Raw genomic sequence first — 19,571 nt, forward strand, 5'->3', positions numbered from 1 at the left:
GCATCGCGGCCTGACACTTGCCTACATCGTACGATGCTGCAACACTATCGGACAGTAGGCCGCGACGCAAAACGGCGACAGGTCGCACTCGTACGCATTTCTCGGCAGACGAGACAGGTGATCAAATGGACTCGGCCCTCGGGACGGTTACTTCTGAACAGATTCGCGAGGTGCAAAAATCGTTGGGTCGTCGACTAGCTCACTGGCGCAAGGCAGCCGGCATGACCCAGGCTGCCCTCGCCAAGCGGACCGCCTACTCCCGAAGTGCAGTAGCTAATGTAGAGATCGGCCGAGAATCAATACCCCGTAGCTTCTGGGAACGAGCCGATCGCGAACTTGGCGCCGGAGGAACGCTGGTGGATGCGTTCGACAAGCTCCACACCCTGGTCAACACGCTCCGGGCACATCGAACGTGGGCCGCCGAACAGGACAGACTGCGACGCCGTCAGGCAGCCGCGCCGACGTATCCGGCTGACGGATGGATGGCCAGTTCAGCCGGCTGTGAATGCGCGCTCACGATCGCTCGATGGGGCAGGCAGGAAGTTCTCGCGTTGAGAGAGGCATTGCGGCTCAGCGTCGAAGCGTTCGCCGAACGGATTCGCGTCGCCACTTCGACCGTCACCGCGTGGGAGGACCACAGGCAGCCCACGCAGCCCAGTCTGGCGATGCAGGCGGCTCTCGACGACCTACTCAAGATCGCCGATCAGGATGTCCGCACCCGCTTCACCAAGATCCTTCGGATGCCGCCAGCATCCAGCGACCTTCTTGACGCGCCTGAAGTCTGATCGCCAGGTAGTGAGGACTGTGCGTGCCTGGTCAGAGCAGGCGGGCCACCTCGTCGCGCATCACCTCGGTGGAGCCGCCGCCGATGGCCAGGAACCGCACGTCGCGGGCGATCCGCTCCACCGGTCCGTCCTGCACGAACCCGGCACCGCCGAGAAACTGCACCGCACTGTACGCGATCTCGTTGGCCAGCTCCGGCAGCTGTGACTTGAGCACGGCGGCGTACGCCCGCGTGTCGGCACCCCGGTCGGCCTGCGTGGCGGCGTGGTACAGCAGCGTCTTGCCGGCGGCGAGCCGGCCGACGAGGTCGGCGACCCGGTGCCGGATCGCCTGCTTGTCCCAGAGCACCCCGCCGTACGCGGGTCGGAGCCGCACCGAGGCCAGGACCGCGGCCAACGCCGCCTCGGCCAGCCCGACCGCCTGCGCGGCCAGGCAGAGCCGCTCGTGGTCGAGGCCGGCCATCATCAGCGCGAAGCCGTCTCCTTCGGCGCCGATCCGGGCGTACGCCGGCACCCGGCAGCCGGTGAGGACCAGTTCGCCGGTGTCGGAGCTGTGCCAGCCGGACTTGTCGAAGGTGCGCCCGTTGGCCAGGCCGGGGGTGTCTCGTTCGACGGCGAACAGCGACAGTCCGTGCCGACCGGGTCCGCCGGTGCGGGCCACGACGAGGAAGATCCCGGCGATGTTGGCGTTGGTGATGAACGTCTTGGTGCCGTCGAGCTGATAGCTGTCCCCGTTGCGGCGGGCCCGTACCGCCAGCCGGGTCAGGTCGGAGCTCGCGTCCGGTTCGGTCACCGCGAGCGCGGCGACGGTACGCCCGGCCAGGATCCCCGGCAGCCAACGGTCGATCTGCCCGGCCGTGCCGGCGCGCGCCAGGTGCAGCGCCGAGAAGTCGGTGTGGGTACCGACCGAGCTGGCCACCCCGCCGAAGGTGGACCGGGCCAGTTCCTCGTTGAACACCACCGCGCCCCGGACGCCGGCACCCCCGCCGCCGAGCTCCGGCGGAAACGACAACCCGAGCAGGCCGAGCTCACCGAGGCGGGCGAAGGCTGCGGGTGGCACCCGCCGTTGCCGTTCCCAGTCGGGCGCGGCGGGCACGATGTCGCGGGTGACCACCTGGCGGGTGAGGGTGCGCAGCGCCCGATGCTCCTCCGCGAGAAACGTGGCGTCCAGGTCGAGGCCGGCGAGGATCCGGTTGTCACCGGCCATCGGCGGCTCCCGGCGACGCGGCGTCGGCCTGCACCCGGTCGGGGCGCGGATCCCGCCACTGGATCGCCCGACCTTGACGGAGCTGGGCGATCGGGTTACCGGCCCGGTCGTGCAGTGTCGACTCGTCGACGCAGAAGCCGGCCGTCGACCAGACCGTCCGGTTGGTCACGTGGTGCCATTGGCCGGCGACGTCACCGAGGTCGGGGGCGAAGTGGATGGTGAAGTCCACCGAGGGCACGAAGTGCGGCGGCTCGGCCAGGGCGAACAGCCCCGGCGGCAGCGCGTCGAGGTAGACCGAGGCGACGGCGTGCGGGCCGAGCGTCTCACCCAGATCGGTCTGCGGCGAGATGCGGACCCAGGCGGCGGTGCCGTCGGTGAGGCTCGGCGGGCCGGCGGCCCGCACGTCCAGTTGGGCGCTGTAGGCCAGCGGCCGGTGCCGGGGCGCGTACGCCGGCAACTGCTCGGGGTCGCCCCACGGTGCCGGATCCTCGCGACGACGCCAGCTGAACTCCTGCCCGACCGGCACCAGGGACGCCAACGCATGCACCCGGGCCCGGCCCTGCTGGGCCAGGGTGATCCGCAGGCTGGCGGTGGACCGGCCCCGGTGCAGCGTCTCGGTGATCAGCTCCACCGGACCGGGGCGCACCCCGGCCACGAAGTGCATGGTGACGGCCTGCGGGGCGAAGCCGTCGACGCTGTCGGCGGCCTCGACGACCCGGCCGAGGACGAAGCCGCCGAAGATGCCCTGCATGCCGAGCCACCGCTGGGTGAAGACCGGAGCGCCCATCCGGCTACTTCTCCACTCGGACGTAGTCGCCCGGCCGTGGTGCCGGTCCGGTGCCGAGTCGCCGCCAGCCGGACAGGTCGGCGCTGACCACGTCCCCGGTGGCCCCGCCGGGGATCTGATCGCCGGGCGTCCAGGTGGCACCGGGCAGGTCCGGCAGTGCGGCTCCCGGTCCGAGGTGGACGGTTTCGGCGACCGGCGCGGCACCGGCGGGCAGCGCGTCGGCGGGATGGAACACCGCCGGGCCGCCGAACCAGGCGAGCACGGTGGCACCGCCGGGTGCCGTCATCCGGGTCCGGACCGCGCCGGCCGGGATGTAGGTCAGGTCGCCACGCCGGTAGGTGGCGTCACCGAGGTGCAGCTCCCCGGCGAGCACGACGAACTCCTCGTCGACAAGGTAGCCGCCAGCGACGTCGCGGGAGAAACCGGGCGGGAAGTGGCCGTGCACGACGAACGCCCCCGACCGGGAGGCCAGCCGGGTGAGGTGGAAACCGAGGTTGGCACCGGGCATCGGCACCTCCTGCCACGGATGCCGCGCCGCGGTCAGGTCGACCTGCTCCGGCCGTGGAGCGCGTGGGGCACGGTTGCCGCCGCTCATCCCAGGCCCGCCCGTTCGGCCAGGGTCAGCGTACGGCGGGCGCCACGCAGCACCGCCGCGTCGACCAGCCGGCCGGCCGCGTCCAGCATCACGCCAGTGCCGTCGGCGGTGGCCGCCTCGAGCAGGGCGATGGTGTCGCGGGCCGCCCGGATCTCGGCGGCCGTCGGCGTGTAGACGTGATGCACCACCGGCAGCTGGTTCGGGTGGATGCAGGCCCGGCCGACGAAGCCCTGCCGGCGCAGCCGGCGGGTCGAGGCGTCCAGCGCCGCCTCGTCGGCGGTGATCCGGGAAACCGGGCCGACCGGCGGGTGGATGCCGGCGGCGGCGCTGGCCACCACGACCTGGCTGCGGGTCGGGGCGAGTTCGGCGTCGTCGGCGCCCGGTTCCAGGCCGAGTTCGCCGGCCAGGTCGACCTCACCGAGCTGCAGCTGGTACACCCGGGGCTGCCGGGCGATGGCCGCGATGTCGAGCAGCGCGGCGGCGGTCTCCACCATCGGCATCAGCAGCGTGTCGTGGTCGGCGGCGTCGGCGAGCACCCGGGCGGCGGCAGCGACCTCGCTGGCAGTGCCGACCTTGGCCAGTACCACGCCGGTGAGCCCCGGCTGGCCGGCGACGGCCCGTAGGTCCGTGTCGCGCAGCGGGCCGGAGTTGACCCGTACCCAGATCGGCAGGTCGCCGGGTCCGGCGGTGAGCCAGCCGACGACGGCCTCGCGGGCGGCGGCCTTGCCGGCCAGCGGCACCGCGTCCTCCAGGTCGACGATCAGCGCGTCGGCGCCGCGCCGCGCCGCCTTGGCCAGCTTGTCGGCGGCGTGGCCGGGCACGTACAGGTAGGACCGGGGGGGCACCGGGTCGCCCATCAGACGGTCACCTCGCCACGTACGAGGGCCTTCGCCACGACGGTACGCAGCACATCGTTGGTGCCTTCGCCGATGCTCATCAGGATCGCGTCGCGGTACAGCCGCTCCACTTCGAACTCGGTCGAGTAGCCGTAACCTCCGTGGATCTTCATCGCGTCGATGGCGGCCTCCAGGGCGACCTCCGAGCAGAAGATCTTCGCCATGCCGGTCTGCGCGTCGGCGCGACCCTGGCGGACCGCGTCGGCCGACCAGTACGCCATCAGCCGGGCCGCCTGCACCTGGGTCGCGATGGTGGCGAGCTTGAGCTGGATGGCCTGGAACTCGGCGATGTGCTTGCCGAACGCCTTACGTTGGCGGGCGTAACCGAGGGCCTCCTCGTGGGCCCGCTGGGCGATGCCGACCGACCGGGCGGCGATGTTGACCCGGCCCCATTCCAGGGCGGACAGCGCCTGCTTGAGACCGATCCCTTCGACGCCGCCGAGCAGCCGGTCGGCGGGCACCCGGACGTCGTCGAGCAGGATCTCGCAGGACTCGGTGCCCTTGTAGCCGAGTTTGGGGATGTCCTTGGTGACGGTGAAGCCGGGCAGGTCGGCGTCGATCAGCAGGATGCTCATGCCCTTGTGTGCCGGGCTGGCCTGCGGGTCGGTCTTGACCAGGACCGGCAGCGGGTCGGCGTACCGGGCATTGGTGATCCAGATCTTGGTGCCGTTGACCACGTAGTGGTCGCCGTCGCGGCGGGCGGTGGTGCGGATGCCCTGCAGGTCGGTGCCGGCGTCGGGTTCGGTCAGCCCGATGCCGGTGCGCCGTTCACCGGTGGCCAGAGCGGGCAGGTACGCCTGCTTCTGCTCCTCGGTGCCGTGCATGGCGATCATGCGGCAGGCCAGCGAGTGGCTGCCGAGGATGCCGGCGATGCCCATCCAGCCCCGGGAGATCTCCTCGAAGACCAGGGCGAACGACACCGGATCGAGGTCGAGGCCGCCGTAGGACTCGGGGACGGTGACGCCGAACAGGCCCATGTCGGCCATGCCTTTGACGATCTCCGTCGGGTAGCGGCCGGTCTGCTCCCATTCCCGGGCCACCGGGATTATCTCGCGGTCCACGAAGGAGCGCAGCAGCTGCTGGAACTCGCGCTGTTCCTCGGTGAGGGTGAAGTCCATCGGGGTCTCCTGGGTGGTCGGCGGGCTCAGCGGGGATCGGCCGGCGTGGGTCGGCGTGGCGTGGGTCGACGGAAGACCGGCAGGGCGCGGCCGTCGGGCAGGTCGACCCAGTCGACGGTGACCGGGTCGCCGATCCGCCAGCCGGCATCGTCGGCGTCATCGTCCGGCCCGGTGCCGGGGCTGAAGCCGTCGAGGCGGGTGAGTAGCAGCGGGCCTTCGGCGAGCCGGACCCGGGCGATGGTGTACGGCACCGCCAGGTCGCGGCGCGGCGCCCGGTGCACGACGGTGAACGTGTCGACGGTGCCGTCGCCGCTGGCTTCGGTGAAGCCGAGCCGCGTGGTGTCGCCGCAGCGGACGCAGACCGCGCGGGGCGGATGCTGATGGTGACCGCAGCCGGTGCAGGTCTGCAGCACGAGGCGGTGTTCACAGGTCGCCTGCCACCAGTCGGCGGTCAGGTCGTCGGCGGGTGGTACCTCGGGCAGCGGGTTCATCACGACACCCCCAGCACGACGGTGGCGTGGGTGGACAGGATCGCGCCGGTGCCGTGCGCGACGGCGATCCGCGCGCCCGGCACCTGCCGGGCACTGGCCTCGCCGCGCAGCTGGCGGACCGCCTCGACCAGCAGCAGCACCCCGAACTGGCCGGGGTGGCAGTACGACAACCCGCCGCCGGAGGTGTCCAGCGGCAGGTCACCGCCGGGGCGGATCCGGCCGCCGGCGATGTAGTCGAGCACCTCGCCCTCGCCGCAGAAACCGAGAGCTTCGACGCTGAGCGCGGCGGTGATGGTGAACGAGTCGTACACCTGCAGCACGTCGACGTCGGCGGCGGTGATCCCGGCCCGGGCGAACGCCTCCGCGCCGGCCTCGCGGGCCCCGGTGTCCAGGATGTCGTCGGCGGCGGTCATCGACGTGTTGGTGGAGCGTTCGCCGTAGCCGAGCACCGCGACCGGGACCCGGCGCAGGTCACGGGCCCGGTCCGCGCTGGTCAGGACGATCGCGCCGCCGCCGTCGGTGACCAGGCAGCAGTCGGCGACGGTCAGCGGGGTGCAGACCGTCGGGGCGGCCCGCACCTCGTCGACGGTCAGCGGCGGCGCACCGTGGCGGTAGGCGGCCGGGTTGAGCCGGGCCCATTCGCGGGCGGCGACGGCGATCTCGGCCAGCTGCTCCGGGCTGCCGCCGTAGCGGTGCAGGTACGCCTGGGCGGCCATCGCGTAGTAGGAGATCGGGAACAGCGGCGCGTACGGCGTCTCGAACTGCGCCTCCGGGGTGTGCTCCTCGATCACCCCGGCCAGGCTGCGCGACCGTGCCGACCGCTGGTTGGAGGCAAAGCTGACCACCACGACGCTGGCCTGGCCGGCGTCGATGGCCTGCACGGCGCGGGCCATCATCATCTCGGCGGCGCTGCCGCCGACGAAGCTGGCGTCGACCCAGCGGGGCCGCAGCCCGAGGTGGTCGGCGAGCGCGGTGGTCGAGAAGCGGGAGATGCCGGTGGTGGCCAGCCCGTCGACGTCGGCGAGGGTGAGCCCGGCGTCGGCCAACGCCCGGGTGACCGCCTGGGTCTGCAGGGTCAGCGTCGACGCGGTGGTGACCCCGAGGTCGGATTCGGCCGCCCCGACGATCGCCACCGCCGCCCGGTCCCGCCCGGTCACGGCACACCGTCGGCGGTGCCCGCGCCTGGTCCGTCGGCGGTGCCGAGCAGGACGACAGCCCGGGCCGGCCGGGCCGCCGGACGTTCGGGGCCGTAGTCGCTGGCGGCGATGACGGCGGCCAGTTCGACCTCGATCCGGTCGCCGTCGACCTTGACCACCGTGCCTGTGCAACGCACCGTCTCACCGGCGAACATCAGGTTGCGGAAGGTGAAGGAGAGCTGCCGCACGAAGCAGTACGGCCCGAAGGCGTCCTGTACCAGTTCGACGAAGAGCGCGCCGAAGACCTGGCCGTCGACGACCGGGCCGGGCACCTTGGCGGCCGCCACGAACTCCGGGTCGTAGTGCAGCCGGTACCAGTCCCAGGTGGCGCCGGCGTAGGCGACCATGTCGGCCAGGGCGATGGTGCGTTCCAGCCCCGGCAGGGTGTCACCGACCTGCGCGATCACGTCGGATCACCGCCCATCGCGACCAGGATGATGGTTTCCTCGTTGACCGCCAGCAGTTCGCCGTGCTGGTTGGTGTAGGTGGCCCGGGAGCCGACGACCAGCATGTCGCCGCCGCCCCGGGTGCGTTTCTCGGTCAGGTCGTGGATCTCCCAGGTCGCGGTGATCACGTCGTCGGGACGGACCCGCCGGTGGAAGGTGTACGTGTTGCCGCCGCGTACCTGCCGGGTGCCGGGCACGTCCAGGTGCCAGGAGTGGCCGGCGTAGCCGTCGGAGGCCATCGGCAGCCCGGTGTACTGGCCGGTCTCGCAGATCAGCGTCGGTGGGGCGGTCACCCCGGGCAGGCCGTGCGCCCGGGCGTAGTCGCCGTCGCGGTAGATCGGATTGTCGTCGCCGACCGCCATCGCGAAGTAGCGCCCGGCGGCGGCGCCGAGCGCCTCCGGCGCGGTGTAGACCTTGCGGGTGCCGAGCAGCGCCCGCAGCTCGTCGGTGAGCAGACCCATCAGCTACCTCCAGCGGTGCTCGGCCCGTCGGCGGGCTCGACCCGGTCGACGGCCAGCTCGGCCGGTTCGTCGGCGGGCTCGGGGTAGACGGCGGTCGGGAAGACCTCCAGCAGGAACTCGGGGCGCAGCAGCGCCGCGCAGATCGCCCCGGTCGACGCCGGCCAGGGCGGGCTGAGCAGCCGCTCGCGTACCCCGGCGACCGCCCGGTAGTCGCCGATCGCCGAGGCGACGCAGAATTCGGTGGTCTCCACCAGGTCCTGCGGGCCGAGCCCGGCGTGGTCGAGCAGTTCACGGATCGCCCCGTAGGTAACCTCGGCCTGCGCGCCGATGTCGTCGGGGTGCAGTGCCTGCTGGGTCCGCATGTCCAGGGCGGCGAAACCGGACATGTACAGGGTCCGGCCGGCCTTCACCCCGGGGGCGTAGGTCAGCGAGTCGTACCGCGACCAGCCGGGGTTGACCAGTTCCAGCGGATGCCGCGACGCGGTGACGTCGATCGCGACCAGCGCATCGGGATGGTGCAGCCGGCTCATCAGGATGCCACCGGCTCCCGGGTAGACGCCGGCACCGCCGAGCCGTTCGGCGCGGACCCGGTGGGTTCTGCGGTACACCTCTCGGGTCGCCGGGGTGGAGTAGTCGTAGGTGGTGACGGCGGCGTCGAGCGACAGACCGGCGGCGACGAGCAGGTCCTGCGCCCGGTCCAGGCAGTACGCGTACTGGCTGACGAAGTCGCCCGGGTGGACCACCTCGCCGGTGGCGTCGACCGGCAGCATGGTCGGCAGGTAGACGGCACCGTCGTGGCCGCCGCGCACCGGTGAGGGCACCCAGCTGCCGGCGGCTCGCGGTTCGCTGGCGACAAGCAACTGGCCGCCGCCGACGACGGCGTGCAGTTCGATCTCGATCAGCGCGGCCCGGCGGACCAGCCGCTCGACCACGACGGTACGGACCACCGGCTGGTGCTCGCCGAACACCTCGGCGCGCACGGCGGCCGCGGCGGCGTAGTCGTCGAGGCCGGCCACGGTGACGTTCTCGGTCACCCGGGTGACGTCGGCCGGTCCGTAGCCGGCGGCTTCCAGGATGGTCAGCACCTTGCGGTACGCGGTGGCGGTCTGGGTGGCCAGGTCACCGCCGACGGTCATCTTGCCGAGCGTGGTGTCGAGCGCGGCGGCGGTGTGCCCGGAGGTCCAGGCGGCGTCGCCGTCGGCCAGCCCGAGGCAGAAGGTGAACCCGTCGTACGGGAACCAGGGGAAGTCGGCGGGTCGGATCGCGGCGGGCGGCACGGGCGTCTCCCTGGTCAGTCACCGGCGGCGGCCAGCGCCGCCATGATCGGGTCGAGGTCGTCGAGGTCGTCGAGGCGGCGCAGCAGGTCGACGACGGGCGCGCCGGCCGGGCCGGCGTTGCCGAGGAACTTGGCGGCCAGTTCGTCGTCGGTCAGCGGGGTGTCCGGGCCGCCGCCGCTGCGCGGCACCGCGCCGCGTACGGTCGTGCCGTCGGCCAGGGTGACCACGACGGCACCGGGGGCGTCGGCGGCGTGCCCACCGGTGGCGACGATCCGCCAGTGCAGCCGGGCCGCGAGGGCGGTCACGTCGGCGCGGTCGATGACGTCGGGCCGGTAGCTGGCGGTGGTCAGGTCGCCGTCGAGCAGTGTCGCGGCGACGCTCCACGGCAGCGAGAACTTCGCCGCGTACGGGGTGGCCGGCCGGGTCAGGTCCCGGCCGGGCCCGCAGACCGTGGGTGCCGAGTCGGGGTGCACGTCGACGTCGATCCGGGCGATCGCGGCCGGGTCGGCGGGAAAACCGGGCTGGCGGCGGGCGGCGCGGGCGGCGTCGATCGCGGCGTGCGACAGCTGGCAGGCCGGGTAGGGCTTGATGCCGATCCGGAGGGTTTCCCAGCGTTGGCCGAGGCCGGCGATGATCGACGCCGGGTCGACGGGGCCGGCGGCCAGGGCGTCGAAGACGCCGTGCGGGCCGTCGAAGACGTTCGCCGGGCCGGCCGCGCCGGCGGCGGCGAGCCGGGCGGCGAGGATGCCGGCGTGCGAGGCGAAGCCGGGGTGCAGTTGTTTGGTGGCCGCCCCGGTGTGCAGGAAGGCGAGCAGCCCGCCGGCCTGGCTGCCGGCGATGCCGAGCGCGTCGGTGGCGCGGGCGGCGTCCAGCCGCAGCAGCCGGGCGGTGACCAGCGCGCTGGAGAAGACCCCGGCGACCATGGTGGCGTGCAGGCCGCGGGCGTGGAAGCCGTGCGGGGCGGCGGCGGCGACCCGGCAGACCGTCTCGTACCCGGCGATGGCGGCGTGCAGTACGTCGCGGCCGCTGGCGCCGACCTGCTCGCCGACGGCGAAGGCGGCGGGCAGCACCACGGCGGTGGCGTGCACCAGGCCGGCGGCGTGGGTGTCGTCGAAGTCGAGCGCGTGCACCATGGCGCCGGCGGCCAGCGCGGCGGCGGGGGCACCGATCGTGTCCCGGCCACCGAGCAGGGTGGCTTCCGGTGGGCCGCCGAGGTCGCGGGCGACGTGCAGCGCCGGGTCGACGGTGCCGCCGCGCCGGCCGGCCAGGGCGGTGCCAAGGCCGTCGAGCAGGTGCCGTAGCGCGGCCCGCCGGACCGCCGCCGGCGGGTCGAGCGGTCCGGTCGCCCAGTCGGCGAGCGCTGCGGCGATCATGGCGGGCCGGTCATCGGGCGGTGTCCTCGGAACCGGCGGCGGCCGGGCCGGGGCTACGGGGGGTGCCGAACGCGCCGGCGGCGGTCAACTCGGCCAGGGTCTGCGGGTCGAGCCCGAGGATGTCGCCGGTGACGGTGGCGAAGTCCTCGTTGCGTTGCGGCGCGCGGCGGTACGCGGGCGGTTCGGCGCCGACCCGCACCGGGCTGGCGAGCTGCGCCACGGTGCCGAACCGGGGGTGTTCGGTGGTGACCACGAGGTCCCGGGCGGCGGTGTGCTCCTCGGCCAGCGCCGCCGGCACGTCGTTGATCGGCCCGCAGGGGATCGCGGCAGCGTACAGCTGGGTCAGCCACTCCTCGACGGTGCGCTGCCGGAAGATCTGCTCCAGTTCGGCGAGCAGCTCGTCGCGGTTGTCGCGGCGGGTGCCGAAGGTCCCGTACGGCGATCCGGCGGCGGCCCATTCGGGGTGGCCGACGACGTCGGCGAGCCGGGTCCAGAACTTCTCCTTGGCACAGCCGACCACCATCCAGCCATCCTTGGCCTGGAAGGCCTGGAACGGCACCAGCGACGGGTGCGCCGAGTGGTGGGTGCGGGCCGGCTGGAAGCCGGCGTTGAGATGCCAGGTGGCCGGGTAGGTGAGCATCGAGATCGCGGTGTCGTAGAGACTGACGTCGCAGTCCATGCCGACGCCGTCGCGGCGGGCGGCGTGCACCCCGGCGAGCAGCGAGATGGCGGCGACGAACCCGCCGGAGTAGTCGACCAGGGACAGTCCGGACTTGGTCGGTGGTCCGTCGGGTTCACCGGTGAGCTCCATCCAGCCGGCGAGTCCCTGCAGGATGTAGTCGTAGCCGGGTTCGGCCCGACGCGGGCCGGTCATCCCGAAGCCGGTCAGCGAGACGCAGACGATCCGCGGGTTGATGTGCTTGAGGTCGTCGTAGCGAATTCGCATCTTCTCCGGCACGTCGCCACGCAGGTTGGAGTAGACGACGTCGGCGACGGCGACGAGCTTCTCGAACACCTCGCGGCCGGCGTCGGTGGTCAGGTCCAGTGACAGGCTGCGTTTGTTGCGGTTGAACGTCTCGAAGAACAGCGAGTCCTCGTCCTCGGCGTACGGCGGCACGTAGCGGCCGACGTCGCCGCCGGCCCGTGGATCCTCGATCTTGATCACTTCGGCGCCGAGGTCGGCCAGGTGTACGGTGCCGAACGGGCCGGCGCCGTACTGCTCCACGGCGATGATCCGGATGTCGGCCAGCGGCGTCATGCTGCGGCTCCCGTCAGCTCGGCGATCAGCGCGATGATCTCGTCCTGGGCGGCTCGGGTCTCGGCGGCGGGCAGCCCGTGGGTGGGTGGACTCAACTTGACCGAGTCGGCGATGCCCGCGTACCCGGCGATCCGCTCGGCAACCTCGGCGCGGTCACCCGCCAGGGTCAGCGTGTCGACCATCCGGTCGCTGACGGAGTCGGCGAGGTGGTCGGCGCCGGCGCCGGCCCGGAACGCGTCGATCACCTGTTGCTGGTCGTCGGCGAGGCCGTGGAAGGCGAAGAAGTCGGCGTAGGTGCGCACGGTGGCGTAGAAGCCGACCAGGCCGGCGGCGCGGCGGCGGGCCAACGCCCGGTCGTCGGCGACCGAGCAGCAGGCGGAGACGACGACGTCGAGGTCGGCGCGGGTCCGGCCGGCCCGGTCGATGCCGGCGGTCAGGTCGGGCAGGATCTGCCCGGCCAGGTACGCCGGAGAGCAGAGTTCGTGGCTGATCCAGCCATCGCCGATCTGCCCGGCCAGCCGGGTCATCAGCGGCCCCATCGCGGCCAGGTAGACCGGGATGCCGGCCGGCGGCACCGGGAACGGGCGTTCGTAGCCGCGGATGCGCATCGGCTCGTACTCGCCGTCGAGCATCATCGGTTCGCCGGTGGCGCAGTTGGCCCAGAAGTGCCGGATGTTGCGGACGGTCTCCCGCAGGTGGGCGACGGGTTTGCCGAAGTCGACGTGGTGCCAGTCCTCGTTGAGTCGCCGGACGCCGGAGCCGAGGCCGAGGATGAACCGTCCATCGGAGAGCTCGTCGAGGTCGAGCGCCTCCAAGGCGGTGATCATCGGGCTGCGGGTGAAGGCCAGCACGATCGAGGTGCCGATCCGGGCGGTCGTGGTGGTGCCGGCCAGCGCGGCGGCGGTGCCGGTTGCGCTACGGTGCAGTTCGGAGACCCAGAGCACCTCGGCGCCGGCCTGCTCGGCGCGACGGCCGGCGGCGGCGAGTTCGGCGAGGGTCTCTCCCCAGGGCTGGTAGGTCAGGCGCAGGCTCATCCGGTCGCCTCGTTCTCCAGCGACAGCGGGGTGGCGGCGGCCGGGAAGATTCCCTCGACCTGCTTGGCGCCACGCTTGTAGACGTAGAAGGTGCGTTTGAAGGCGCAGACCTGTGCGCCGTCCTGGTTGAGGGTGCGGGTGCGGACCGTCACGATCCCGGCGTACGGGCGGGACCCGGATTCACGCTTGTCGAGTACCAACGATTCACTGTAGAGGGTGTCGCCGGCGAACACCGGGTGCGGCAGGACGATCTCGTTCCAGCCGAGGTTGGCAAAGGCGTTCTGGGTGAGGTCGGTGACGCTCTGCCCGACCGCGATGGCCAGGGTCAGGGTGGAGACGACCAGTGGCCGCTCGAACTCCGACCGGGCGGCGTACTCGGTGTTGAAGTGCATCTGGCTGGTGTTCATCGTCAACAGGGTGAACCAGGTGTTGTCCGCCTCGGACACGGTGCGCCCGAGGGGATGCTGATAGACGTCGCCGACGCCAAAGTCTTCAAAGAAGCGTCCGGTCCACCCCTGCCGTACCGACATCGACCGATCCTCTCGCCCGCCCGTGAACTGCCACCAGCTTATTTGTCTGACTTTTACGAGTCAAGGGCCAGCAACTCAACCAGGCCAACGAAAACGCCCTGCTCAGCACGACAGCAGGGCGTAGTTCCGAAACATCAGGTATTTAGTTGTGAGTTTGTCTTCAGTGTCCGTCGTACGCCCGGCGGACGGTACCCAGGTGGGCCCGCATCGCCGCCTGCGCACCCTCGACATCACCGGCCTCGACATAGCCGCAGATCTCGGTGTGTTCGGCGTCGATCTGGCTCCAGTACTCCGCGGGCATGTCGCGGTCGGCGGTCCGCGCCTGCAGCACCCGGAAGACCGGCTCGGCCATCACCCCGAGCAGCTGGTTACCGGTCGCCTCGACCAGCACCCCGTGGAAGGTCCGGTGCTCACGGAACTTGCGGCCGCGGGCCCGGGTCGACTTCTCCCGCTCCACCGCTTGACGCATCAGCACCAGATGTTCGTCGGCGCGGCGCAGCGCGGCCAGCCCGGCCGCCGGCACCTCCAGGCACTCCCGCGCCTCCAGCAGGTTGTCCAACGTGATGTCCCGGGCCCCGGACATCAGCCCGAAGCTCATCTCCAGATACTCGCTCACCTGGTCGAACTGCACCCGGGCCACGAAGGTGCCGCCGGTGGTTCCCCGGGTGGTGCGGATCAGATCCTTGGACGCCAGCACCCGCAACGCCTCCCGTACCGTGCTACGGCTGACCCCGAAGATCTCCGACAGCTCGACCTCGGTCGGCAACCGGTCCCCCGCGGTCAGCGACCCGTCCAGGATCCGCTCCCGCAACTGGTCGGCGACCTGCTGGTACGCGGGTTGGACCCGGGTCACCCCGAGCACCCCAGGATCCCGGCGGTGCCCCGGGATCGCCTTTTCCGACCGGCTCGCCGGCTCGTGCGTCACGTCCTTGGCCATGGTCACTTCGGCTCCGCATCCTTTCGGACCCGCACACCGGAGTGCGGATTCGTCGCGAACCACCACGGTAGGGCATGGCGGACGCCGATCCGCGTCACTGTCGGCCATCCCCGGTCGAACGGGTGGTCCCGGCCAGCTCGCCGATCAGCGCCCGCGTTGCCGCCCGTTCCTCCGGGGTGCCGTAGAACTGGGCCGCGAAGGTGCTCGCCCCGGCCCGCGCATAGCGGTCGATCTCGGCCCGCACCTCGTCTGCGTCACCGACGATCGCCATCTGGTTGGCCCGCTGTAAACCTTCGCGGTCCAGCATCGCCCGGTAGGACGGCTTGTCGTCGTACCAGCCGAGCACCGGGTCGATCGCCGCGCGGGCCCGGGTCGGGTCGTCGGTGACGCAGACCGCGGCGGTCACCACGATCTCGGGGGCCGGCCGACCAGCCGTCCGCGCGGCGGCGGTGATCGCCGGTACGGTCAGCTCGGTCAGCGTGCGCGGGCCGACCATCCAGGTGATCGTGCCGGCGGCAAGGGCACCGGTCAGCTCCAGCATCTTCGGGCCCAGCGCGGAGACCATCACCGCCGGTGCCGGCGGGTCGCCGCTGATCGTCAGGTCACCCCGGGCGGTGATCACCTCACCGGTGTAGCGGACCCGCTGGGTCAGCGCGCCGGTCAGCGCGGTCAGGTACTCGCGCATGTAGCGCGCCGGCCGCTCGTAGGACATCCCCCAGCAGGGCTCGACCACCTGCGGGTGCGACGGCCCGACGCCGAGCACCAACCGGCCGCCGAGCAGCATGTTGGTGGTGAGCGCCTGCTGGGCCAGGGCCATCGGGTGACGCGGGTAGACCGGCACCACGGCGGTGCCGATCCGCAGCCGGCTCAGCTGCCGACCGTACGCGCCGATCACGGTCAGCGTGTCGTGCCCGAAGCCCTGCGTCAGCCAGTAGCTGGCGATCCCGTCGGCGTCGGCGGCCCGCAGGTCACGCTCGAGGTCGTCGAGCCGTTCGATGTGGCTGAAGATCCCGTAGTCCATCGTGCCCCTCAGTGCCGGAATTCCCGCATGGACTCGCCGCGCCGGGCGGTCGAGGCGTCGGAGCGGGCCAGCATCGCCAACCCGAACGCCTCGGCCGCGGACCGCTGCGCCTGCACCGCCGTCCACACCGTCTCCACCGTGGTGGTCAGCACGTCGAGCGGATGCTGGGCGATCTCGGTGGCGATGGCCAACGCCCGGTCCACCAGATCGGCGGGAGCGGTCACCTCGGTCACCAGACCGAGCTCCAGCGCCCGGCGGGCGTCGATGCGGTACGCGCGCCCGGTCAGCACCATCCGCATCAGCTCGCCGAGCGGCAGCCGCCCCAGCGCGCCGACCGCCTCGACCGGGTTGGCCAGGCCCACGTCGTGGTGGGTGTCGAAGAAGGTCGCCGTCTCGGTGCAGAGCACCACGTCGGCGTCGTTGACGAAGTGCCAACCACCGGCGCAGCAGTGCCCGTTGACCGCCGTCACCACCGGCTTGTAGACGCCCAGGTCGCGGGCGGTCAACGCGACCCGGCCGGCGTGGTCCAGCGACGGACTGGTGACCCCGGCGTCGAGGGTGTCGTCGACGTCGAAGCCGGTGCAGAAGCCGCGCTCGCCGGCTCCGGTCAGCACGGCGACGTGCAGGCCGTCGTCGGCACCGAACCAGCGCCAGGTACGCCGCAGTTCGTCGACCATCACCCGGTCGTAGGCGTTGAGCCGGTGCGGCCGGTCCAGGGTGACCAGCAGCACCCGCCCGTGCCGGGTCAGCGTGAGGGTGCTGGTCGACGGCGGTTTCACGGCTGCTCCGGGTTTGCCGCGCCGACGCCCGGCGCAGAATCGGACTCGGACTCCGGCTCGGGCTCGGGCAGTGGGCGCAGCAGGTAGGAACGCGTCATCCGCAGGACGGTCTCGTCCCGCTGGTTGCGTACGTCGTCGTGCACCACGCCCACGTACATCCGCCCGCCCGGGGTCGGCTCCAACCGCGTCACCTCGATACGCACGCGTAGCGTGTCACCGGCGGACACCGGCCCGGTGTAACGGATCTCGTCGATGCCGAGCGCGGCGTGGCAGTCCAGGCCGGCGGCGTACCAGGCGGCGTACATGGTGGTCGAGGTGAGCCCGGCGGCGAGCGCGATCAGGCACGGCCCGCCCAGGATCGGCCGGCCGAACCCGGTGCCGCGCATGTACTCGGCGTCGGTGTGCAGCGGGCCGTTCTCCCAGGAGACGTTGACGATCGCGGCGAAGTCTCCGTCGGTCAGCGTCCGGGCCGGGGTGAGCAGCACCGCCCCGGCCGCGAACGCGGTCGGCAGCCGGGGTCGCAGCGCGCCGGTCACGACGCACCCGGCCCGGCGAGTCGGGTGTGTGCCTCGTCGACGACGAGACCACCGTCGTCGGTGGCGGTCATCGTCGAGATGATCTCGTGGGTGAGTTCGCGGCTGACGTCGAACAGCCGGGGATCGTCGTAGCTGCGCGGCAACGGCACCTCGACGTCGACCACCCGGCGTACGGTCGACGGCCGGTTGGACATCAGCACCACCCGGTCGGAGAGCACCGCGGCCTCGAACACGTTGTGGGTGACGAAGACGAACGCCTTGCCCGCCGTCTGGGTACGCAGTTCCAGCAGCAGCTGACGCAGGCTGCGGGCGGTGAACTCGTCCAGCCCGCTGAACGGCTCGTCCATCAGCATCACCGGCGCGTCCAGCACGAACGCCCGGGCTAGCGCGGTGCGCTGCTGCATGCCGCCGGAGATCTGGTGCGGATAGTGGTTCTCGAAGCCGGCCAGTCCGACCCGACGCAGCACCGGCATCACCCGGTCGGACCACTGCGCCCGGTCCACCCCGGTCGCCTTCAGGGCGAACTCGACGTTCTGCCGGACTGTCTTCCAGGGCAGCAGCCGCGGCTCCTGGAACACGTAGCTGAACTGCACCCCCGGTGCCCCGCTGCGGATCTCGGCTGTGCCGGTGAAGTCGGTGTCCAGCCCGCTGAGCATGTTCAGCACGGTCGACTTGCCACAACCGGACGGTCCGACCAGCGCGACGAACTCGCCGTCGGCAATCTCCAGGTTCATCCGCTCGATGACCGTGATGAAGCCGTTGCGGGTGTGGAAGCCCTTGACCAGGTCGGATATGACGATCCGGGCGTCGGCGCTCATCGGGCCCCCTCCGGACGCCAGCGGAACAGCTTGGCCTCGATCGGTTTGAACACCGCCAACTCCAGCACCACCATCAGGATCGAGAAGAACAGCGTGAGTGCGAAGACCTGTTCCATCCGGAAGAGCTGGAACCAGTAGTTGAGCCGGTAGCCGATGCCGTCGGTGCGGCCGAGCAGCTCGGCGAGGACGACGACCTTCCACACGATGCCGAACCCGAACCGGGCCGAGGCCATCACCGCCGGCAGCACCTGGGGCAGGGTCACCTCCCGGGTACGCAGGCCCCGCGACGCACCGAGAGTGCGGGCCATCTGGCCGAGCCGGGGGTCGATCGCCTTGACCCCGGACCACATGTTGATCGCGATGATCGGAAAGGACGTCAGGGTGATCGCCACGACGGTGGCGGTGTCGTTGAGGCCGAACATGATGAACGCGACGATCACCCAGCAGAGGCTGGGGATGGTCTGGCCGACGGCGATCCAGATGTCCAGCAGCCCTTCGGCGATCCGGGACAGCCCCATCACCAGACCGACCAGCACACCGAGCACCATGGAGGCGGCGAAGCCGATCAGGATCCGGACCATGGTGACCTGCAGGTCGGTCCAGAAGACCGTCTCCTGCACGCTGGTCACCAACGCCGACGCGGTGGTCCACGGGGTCGGCAGGATCCGCTCACCGACGGCCAGTGAACCCAGCCACCAGATGACGATCAGCATGAACACGGAGGCGATCCGCAGCGAGACGCCGTGCCGCAGGAAGCGGTGGGCACCACCGCGCCCACCGCCACCGCGGCCACCCGCCGCGCCACGATCCGCCGCTCCGGCCGTCGCTTGCGCCGGCTGGGTGGTTTCGGACAGGGTCATCGTGCGTCTCCTCGCGAGGCGGGGGGTGGTCGACGTCAGACGAACAGCCCGTCGGGCACCTCGGGCAGGAACTCCGGCTCACCGTTGTCGCTCAGGAAGGTGAGCAGCTCGGCGGCCTGCTGCTTCTCCTGCTCGCCCCACTGCTCGACGAGCCGGCCGCGCTGGTTCTCCCAGATGACGTCGAGCACTGCCTGGTCGTCGATCTCGTACAACTCCCGCAGGGCGCTGTCCCACAGCGACTGGTCGCCGTTGAACCGGGTCTGGTACTCGAGGTTCACGTCGACGAAGGCCTGCACGGCCTCCTGGTTGGCGTCGATGAAGTCGGTGGCGAAGTCCCAGCCGGCGGTGAACGCCTGCAGCCCGGTGGCCTCCTCCAGCAGCACGCCGAGGTCGCCCAGCGACCGGTACTCGCCGCTGACCACCCGGTCCGCACCGGCCGGGTCGATCACCAGTGCCATGTCCACGTCGCCCTGGCCGAGCAGTTCGGCCATCAGGTTCGGGGCGCCGTACTGCACCTCGCAGTCGGTGGTGGGGTTGAAGCCGTGGTATTCGCGGCAGAGTGCGAAGAACTGGTTGGTGGAGGAACCGATCGCACTGCCGAACAGACCAAGCTTGCGCCCACGCAGGTCACCGAGGGACTGGATGTCGCTGTCGGCGCGCACCAGGATGCCGTTGGTGGTGCGCTGCAGCGCGCAGACGACCTTGCGGTCGACGCCGGTGGCGACCAGGTTGGCGGTGGACGGGATGCCGCCGAGGCCACCGTCGACCTCGTTGGCCCGGTACGCGGTGTAGACGGCGGCCGCCTCGGCGTACTCCTCGTACTGGATGTCGAGGCCGGCGGCCTCGAAGGCACCGTCGGACATGGCGAGCTTGAACGCGGCGAGCGCCGAGGCCGGTAGTCCGGCGAGTCGGATCGTGGTGAGGTCGCCGTCGGCGGCGCCGGTGGAACCGGAGTCGGAGTCGTCGCTGCCGCAGGCGGTCAGCAGTACGCCGCCCATGAACGCGCCGCCGAGACCGGCGAGCACGGAGCGACGGGAGAGGGCGACACCGGAACTATTGAAGTGGGACACGATGGCCTCCTGATCACGAAGTCCGTGCGGTCGACAGGTGAGCCGCGAGCCGCATCGGGACCTTGGTGCGGATGACACTAACGGCCTCTGACCAGCCAG

The 19,571-nt window shown here is 71.6% G+C and carries 22 protein-coding genes and 1 pseudogene; 2 read left to right on the forward strand and 21 right to left on the reverse strand.

Going from position 1 to position 19,571, the window contains the following annotated elements; translation table 11 throughout:
* Positions 1-125: 125 nt before the first annotated feature.
* Both ACXAHD_RS11465 and ACXAHD_RS11470 read left to right on the forward strand, forming a co-directional pair.
* A pseudogene (locus ACXAHD_RS11465) lies at positions 126-356 on the forward strand (helix-turn-helix domain-containing protein); the annotation flags it as partial.
* Positions 357-785, forward strand: coding sequence for a helix-turn-helix domain-containing protein (locus ACXAHD_RS11470; protein ID WP_281554304.1), 429 nt, complete (start codon positions 357-359; stop codon positions 783-785).
* A 31-nt stretch (positions 786-816) separates the two neighbouring features.
* Here the strand turns inward: ACXAHD_RS11470 and ACXAHD_RS11475 are convergent, their stop codons facing one another.
* From ACXAHD_RS11475 to ACXAHD_RS11575, 21 genes are all read right to left on the reverse strand, one after another.
* On the reverse strand, positions 817-1,989 hold the full coding sequence (locus ACXAHD_RS11475; protein ID WP_281554303.1) for an acyl-CoA dehydrogenase family protein: 1,173 nt from the start codon (positions 1,987-1,989) through the stop codon (positions 817-819).
* Positions 1,979-2,776, reverse strand: coding sequence for a thioesterase family protein (locus tag ACXAHD_RS11480; RefSeq protein ID WP_281554302.1), 798 nt, complete (start codon positions 2,774-2,776; stop codon positions 1,979-1,981). Before ACXAHD_RS11480 ends, ACXAHD_RS11475 begins: the two co-directional genes overlap by 11 nt.
* A 4-nt stretch (positions 2,777-2,780) precedes the next feature.
* The gene (locus ACXAHD_RS11485; RefSeq protein WP_289206801.1) at positions 2,781-3,371 is read right to left on the reverse strand and encodes a hypothetical protein; all 591 of its coding nucleotides are present in this window, start codon (positions 3,369-3,371) and stop codon (positions 2,781-2,783) included.
* Positions 3,368-4,228: an HpcH/HpaI aldolase/citrate lyase family protein gene (locus ACXAHD_RS11490; protein WP_281554300.1), complete on the reverse strand. Its 861-nt coding sequence runs from the start codon at positions 4,226-4,228 to the stop codon at positions 3,368-3,370. Before ACXAHD_RS11490 ends, ACXAHD_RS11485 begins: the two co-directional genes overlap by 4 nt.
* Positions 4,228-5,385: an acyl-CoA dehydrogenase family protein gene (locus ACXAHD_RS11495; protein WP_281554299.1), complete on the reverse strand. Its 1,158-nt coding sequence runs from the start codon at positions 5,383-5,385 to the stop codon at positions 4,228-4,230. The genes ACXAHD_RS11490 and ACXAHD_RS11495 overlap by 1 nt, the downstream gene beginning before the upstream one ends.
* A 26-nt stretch (positions 5,386-5,411) precedes the next feature.
* The gene (locus ACXAHD_RS11500; RefSeq protein ID WP_281554298.1) at positions 5,412-5,876 is read right to left on the reverse strand and encodes a Zn-ribbon domain-containing OB-fold protein; all 465 of its coding nucleotides are present in this window, start codon (positions 5,874-5,876) and stop codon (positions 5,412-5,414) included.
* Entirely contained in the window at positions 5,876-7,033 is a 1,158-nt protein-coding gene (locus ACXAHD_RS11505) for an acetyl-CoA acetyltransferase (protein WP_475050307.1), read from the reverse strand. Before ACXAHD_RS11505 ends, ACXAHD_RS11500 begins: the two co-directional genes overlap by 1 nt.
* A complete protein-coding gene (locus ACXAHD_RS11510; RefSeq protein WP_281554296.1) occupies positions 7,030-7,479 on the reverse strand; it encodes a MaoC/PaaZ C-terminal domain-containing protein in 450 nt (149 codons plus the stop codon). The genes ACXAHD_RS11505 and ACXAHD_RS11510 overlap by 4 nt, the downstream gene beginning before the upstream one ends.
* Complete coding sequence (locus tag ACXAHD_RS11515) at positions 7,476-7,979, reverse strand: FAS1-like dehydratase domain-containing protein (protein ID WP_281554295.1); 504 nt, start codon at positions 7,977-7,979, stop codon at positions 7,476-7,478. The genes ACXAHD_RS11510 and ACXAHD_RS11515 overlap by 4 nt, the downstream gene beginning before the upstream one ends.
* Positions 7,979-9,256, reverse strand: a complete 1,278-nt coding sequence (locus ACXAHD_RS11520; protein WP_281554294.1) for a RidA family protein — start codon at positions 9,254-9,256, stop codon at positions 7,979-7,981. Before ACXAHD_RS11520 ends, ACXAHD_RS11515 begins: the two co-directional genes overlap by 1 nt.
* A 14-nt stretch (positions 9,257-9,270) precedes the next feature.
* On the reverse strand, positions 9,271-10,629 hold the full coding sequence (locus ACXAHD_RS11525) for an MmgE/PrpD family protein (protein ID WP_281554293.1): 1,359 nt from the start codon (positions 10,627-10,629) through the stop codon (positions 9,271-9,273).
* Positions 10,630-10,639: 10 nt separating this feature from the next.
* On the reverse strand, positions 10,640-11,887 hold the full coding sequence (locus ACXAHD_RS11530; RefSeq protein ID WP_475050314.1) for a CaiB/BaiF CoA transferase family protein: 1,248 nt from the start codon (positions 11,885-11,887) through the stop codon (positions 10,640-10,642).
* The gene (locus ACXAHD_RS11535) at positions 11,884-12,921 is read right to left on the reverse strand and encodes an LLM class flavin-dependent oxidoreductase (RefSeq protein WP_281554291.1); all 1,038 of its coding nucleotides are present in this window, start codon (positions 12,919-12,921) and stop codon (positions 11,884-11,886) included. The genes ACXAHD_RS11530 and ACXAHD_RS11535 overlap by 4 nt, the downstream gene beginning before the upstream one ends.
* Positions 12,918-13,451: a MaoC family dehydratase gene (locus ACXAHD_RS11540; protein ID WP_281554290.1), complete on the reverse strand. Its 534-nt coding sequence runs from the start codon at positions 13,449-13,451 to the stop codon at positions 12,918-12,920. The genes ACXAHD_RS11535 and ACXAHD_RS11540 overlap by 4 nt, the downstream gene beginning before the upstream one ends.
* A gap of 160 nt (positions 13,452-13,611) precedes the next feature.
* Positions 13,612-14,388: a FadR/GntR family transcriptional regulator gene (locus ACXAHD_RS11545; protein ID WP_281555537.1), complete on the reverse strand. Its 777-nt coding sequence runs from the start codon at positions 14,386-14,388 to the stop codon at positions 13,612-13,614.
* Positions 14,389-14,482: 94 nt separating this feature from the next.
* Positions 14,483-15,409: a TIGR03564 family F420-dependent LLM class oxidoreductase gene (locus tag ACXAHD_RS11550; RefSeq protein WP_281554289.1), complete on the reverse strand. Its 927-nt coding sequence runs from the start codon at positions 15,407-15,409 to the stop codon at positions 14,483-14,485.
* Between the two features lie 8 nt (positions 15,410-15,417).
* On the reverse strand, positions 15,418-16,188 hold the full coding sequence (locus tag ACXAHD_RS11555; RefSeq protein WP_281554288.1) for an enoyl-CoA hydratase/isomerase family protein: 771 nt from the start codon (positions 16,186-16,188) through the stop codon (positions 15,418-15,420).
* A complete protein-coding gene (locus tag ACXAHD_RS11560) occupies positions 16,185-16,724 on the reverse strand; it encodes a MaoC/PaaZ C-terminal domain-containing protein (RefSeq protein WP_281554287.1) in 540 nt (179 codons plus the stop codon). Before ACXAHD_RS11560 ends, ACXAHD_RS11555 begins: the two co-directional genes overlap by 4 nt.
* A complete protein-coding gene (locus ACXAHD_RS11565; protein WP_281554286.1) occupies positions 16,721-17,542 on the reverse strand; it encodes an ABC transporter ATP-binding protein in 822 nt (273 codons plus the stop codon). The genes ACXAHD_RS11560 and ACXAHD_RS11565 overlap by 4 nt, the downstream gene beginning before the upstream one ends.
* Positions 17,539-18,402: an ABC transporter permease gene (locus ACXAHD_RS11570; protein WP_281554285.1), complete on the reverse strand. Its 864-nt coding sequence runs from the start codon at positions 18,400-18,402 to the stop codon at positions 17,539-17,541. The genes ACXAHD_RS11565 and ACXAHD_RS11570 overlap by 4 nt, the downstream gene beginning before the upstream one ends.
* A gap of 35 nt (positions 18,403-18,437) precedes the next feature.
* Positions 18,438-19,472: an ABC transporter substrate-binding protein gene (locus ACXAHD_RS11575; protein ID WP_281554284.1), complete on the reverse strand. Its 1,035-nt coding sequence runs from the start codon at positions 19,470-19,472 to the stop codon at positions 18,438-18,440.
* Between the last annotated feature and the right edge of the window lie 99 nt (positions 19,473-19,571).

The sequence above is a fragment of the Micromonospora sp. ABR4_055 genome (genome assembly GCF_056160425.1).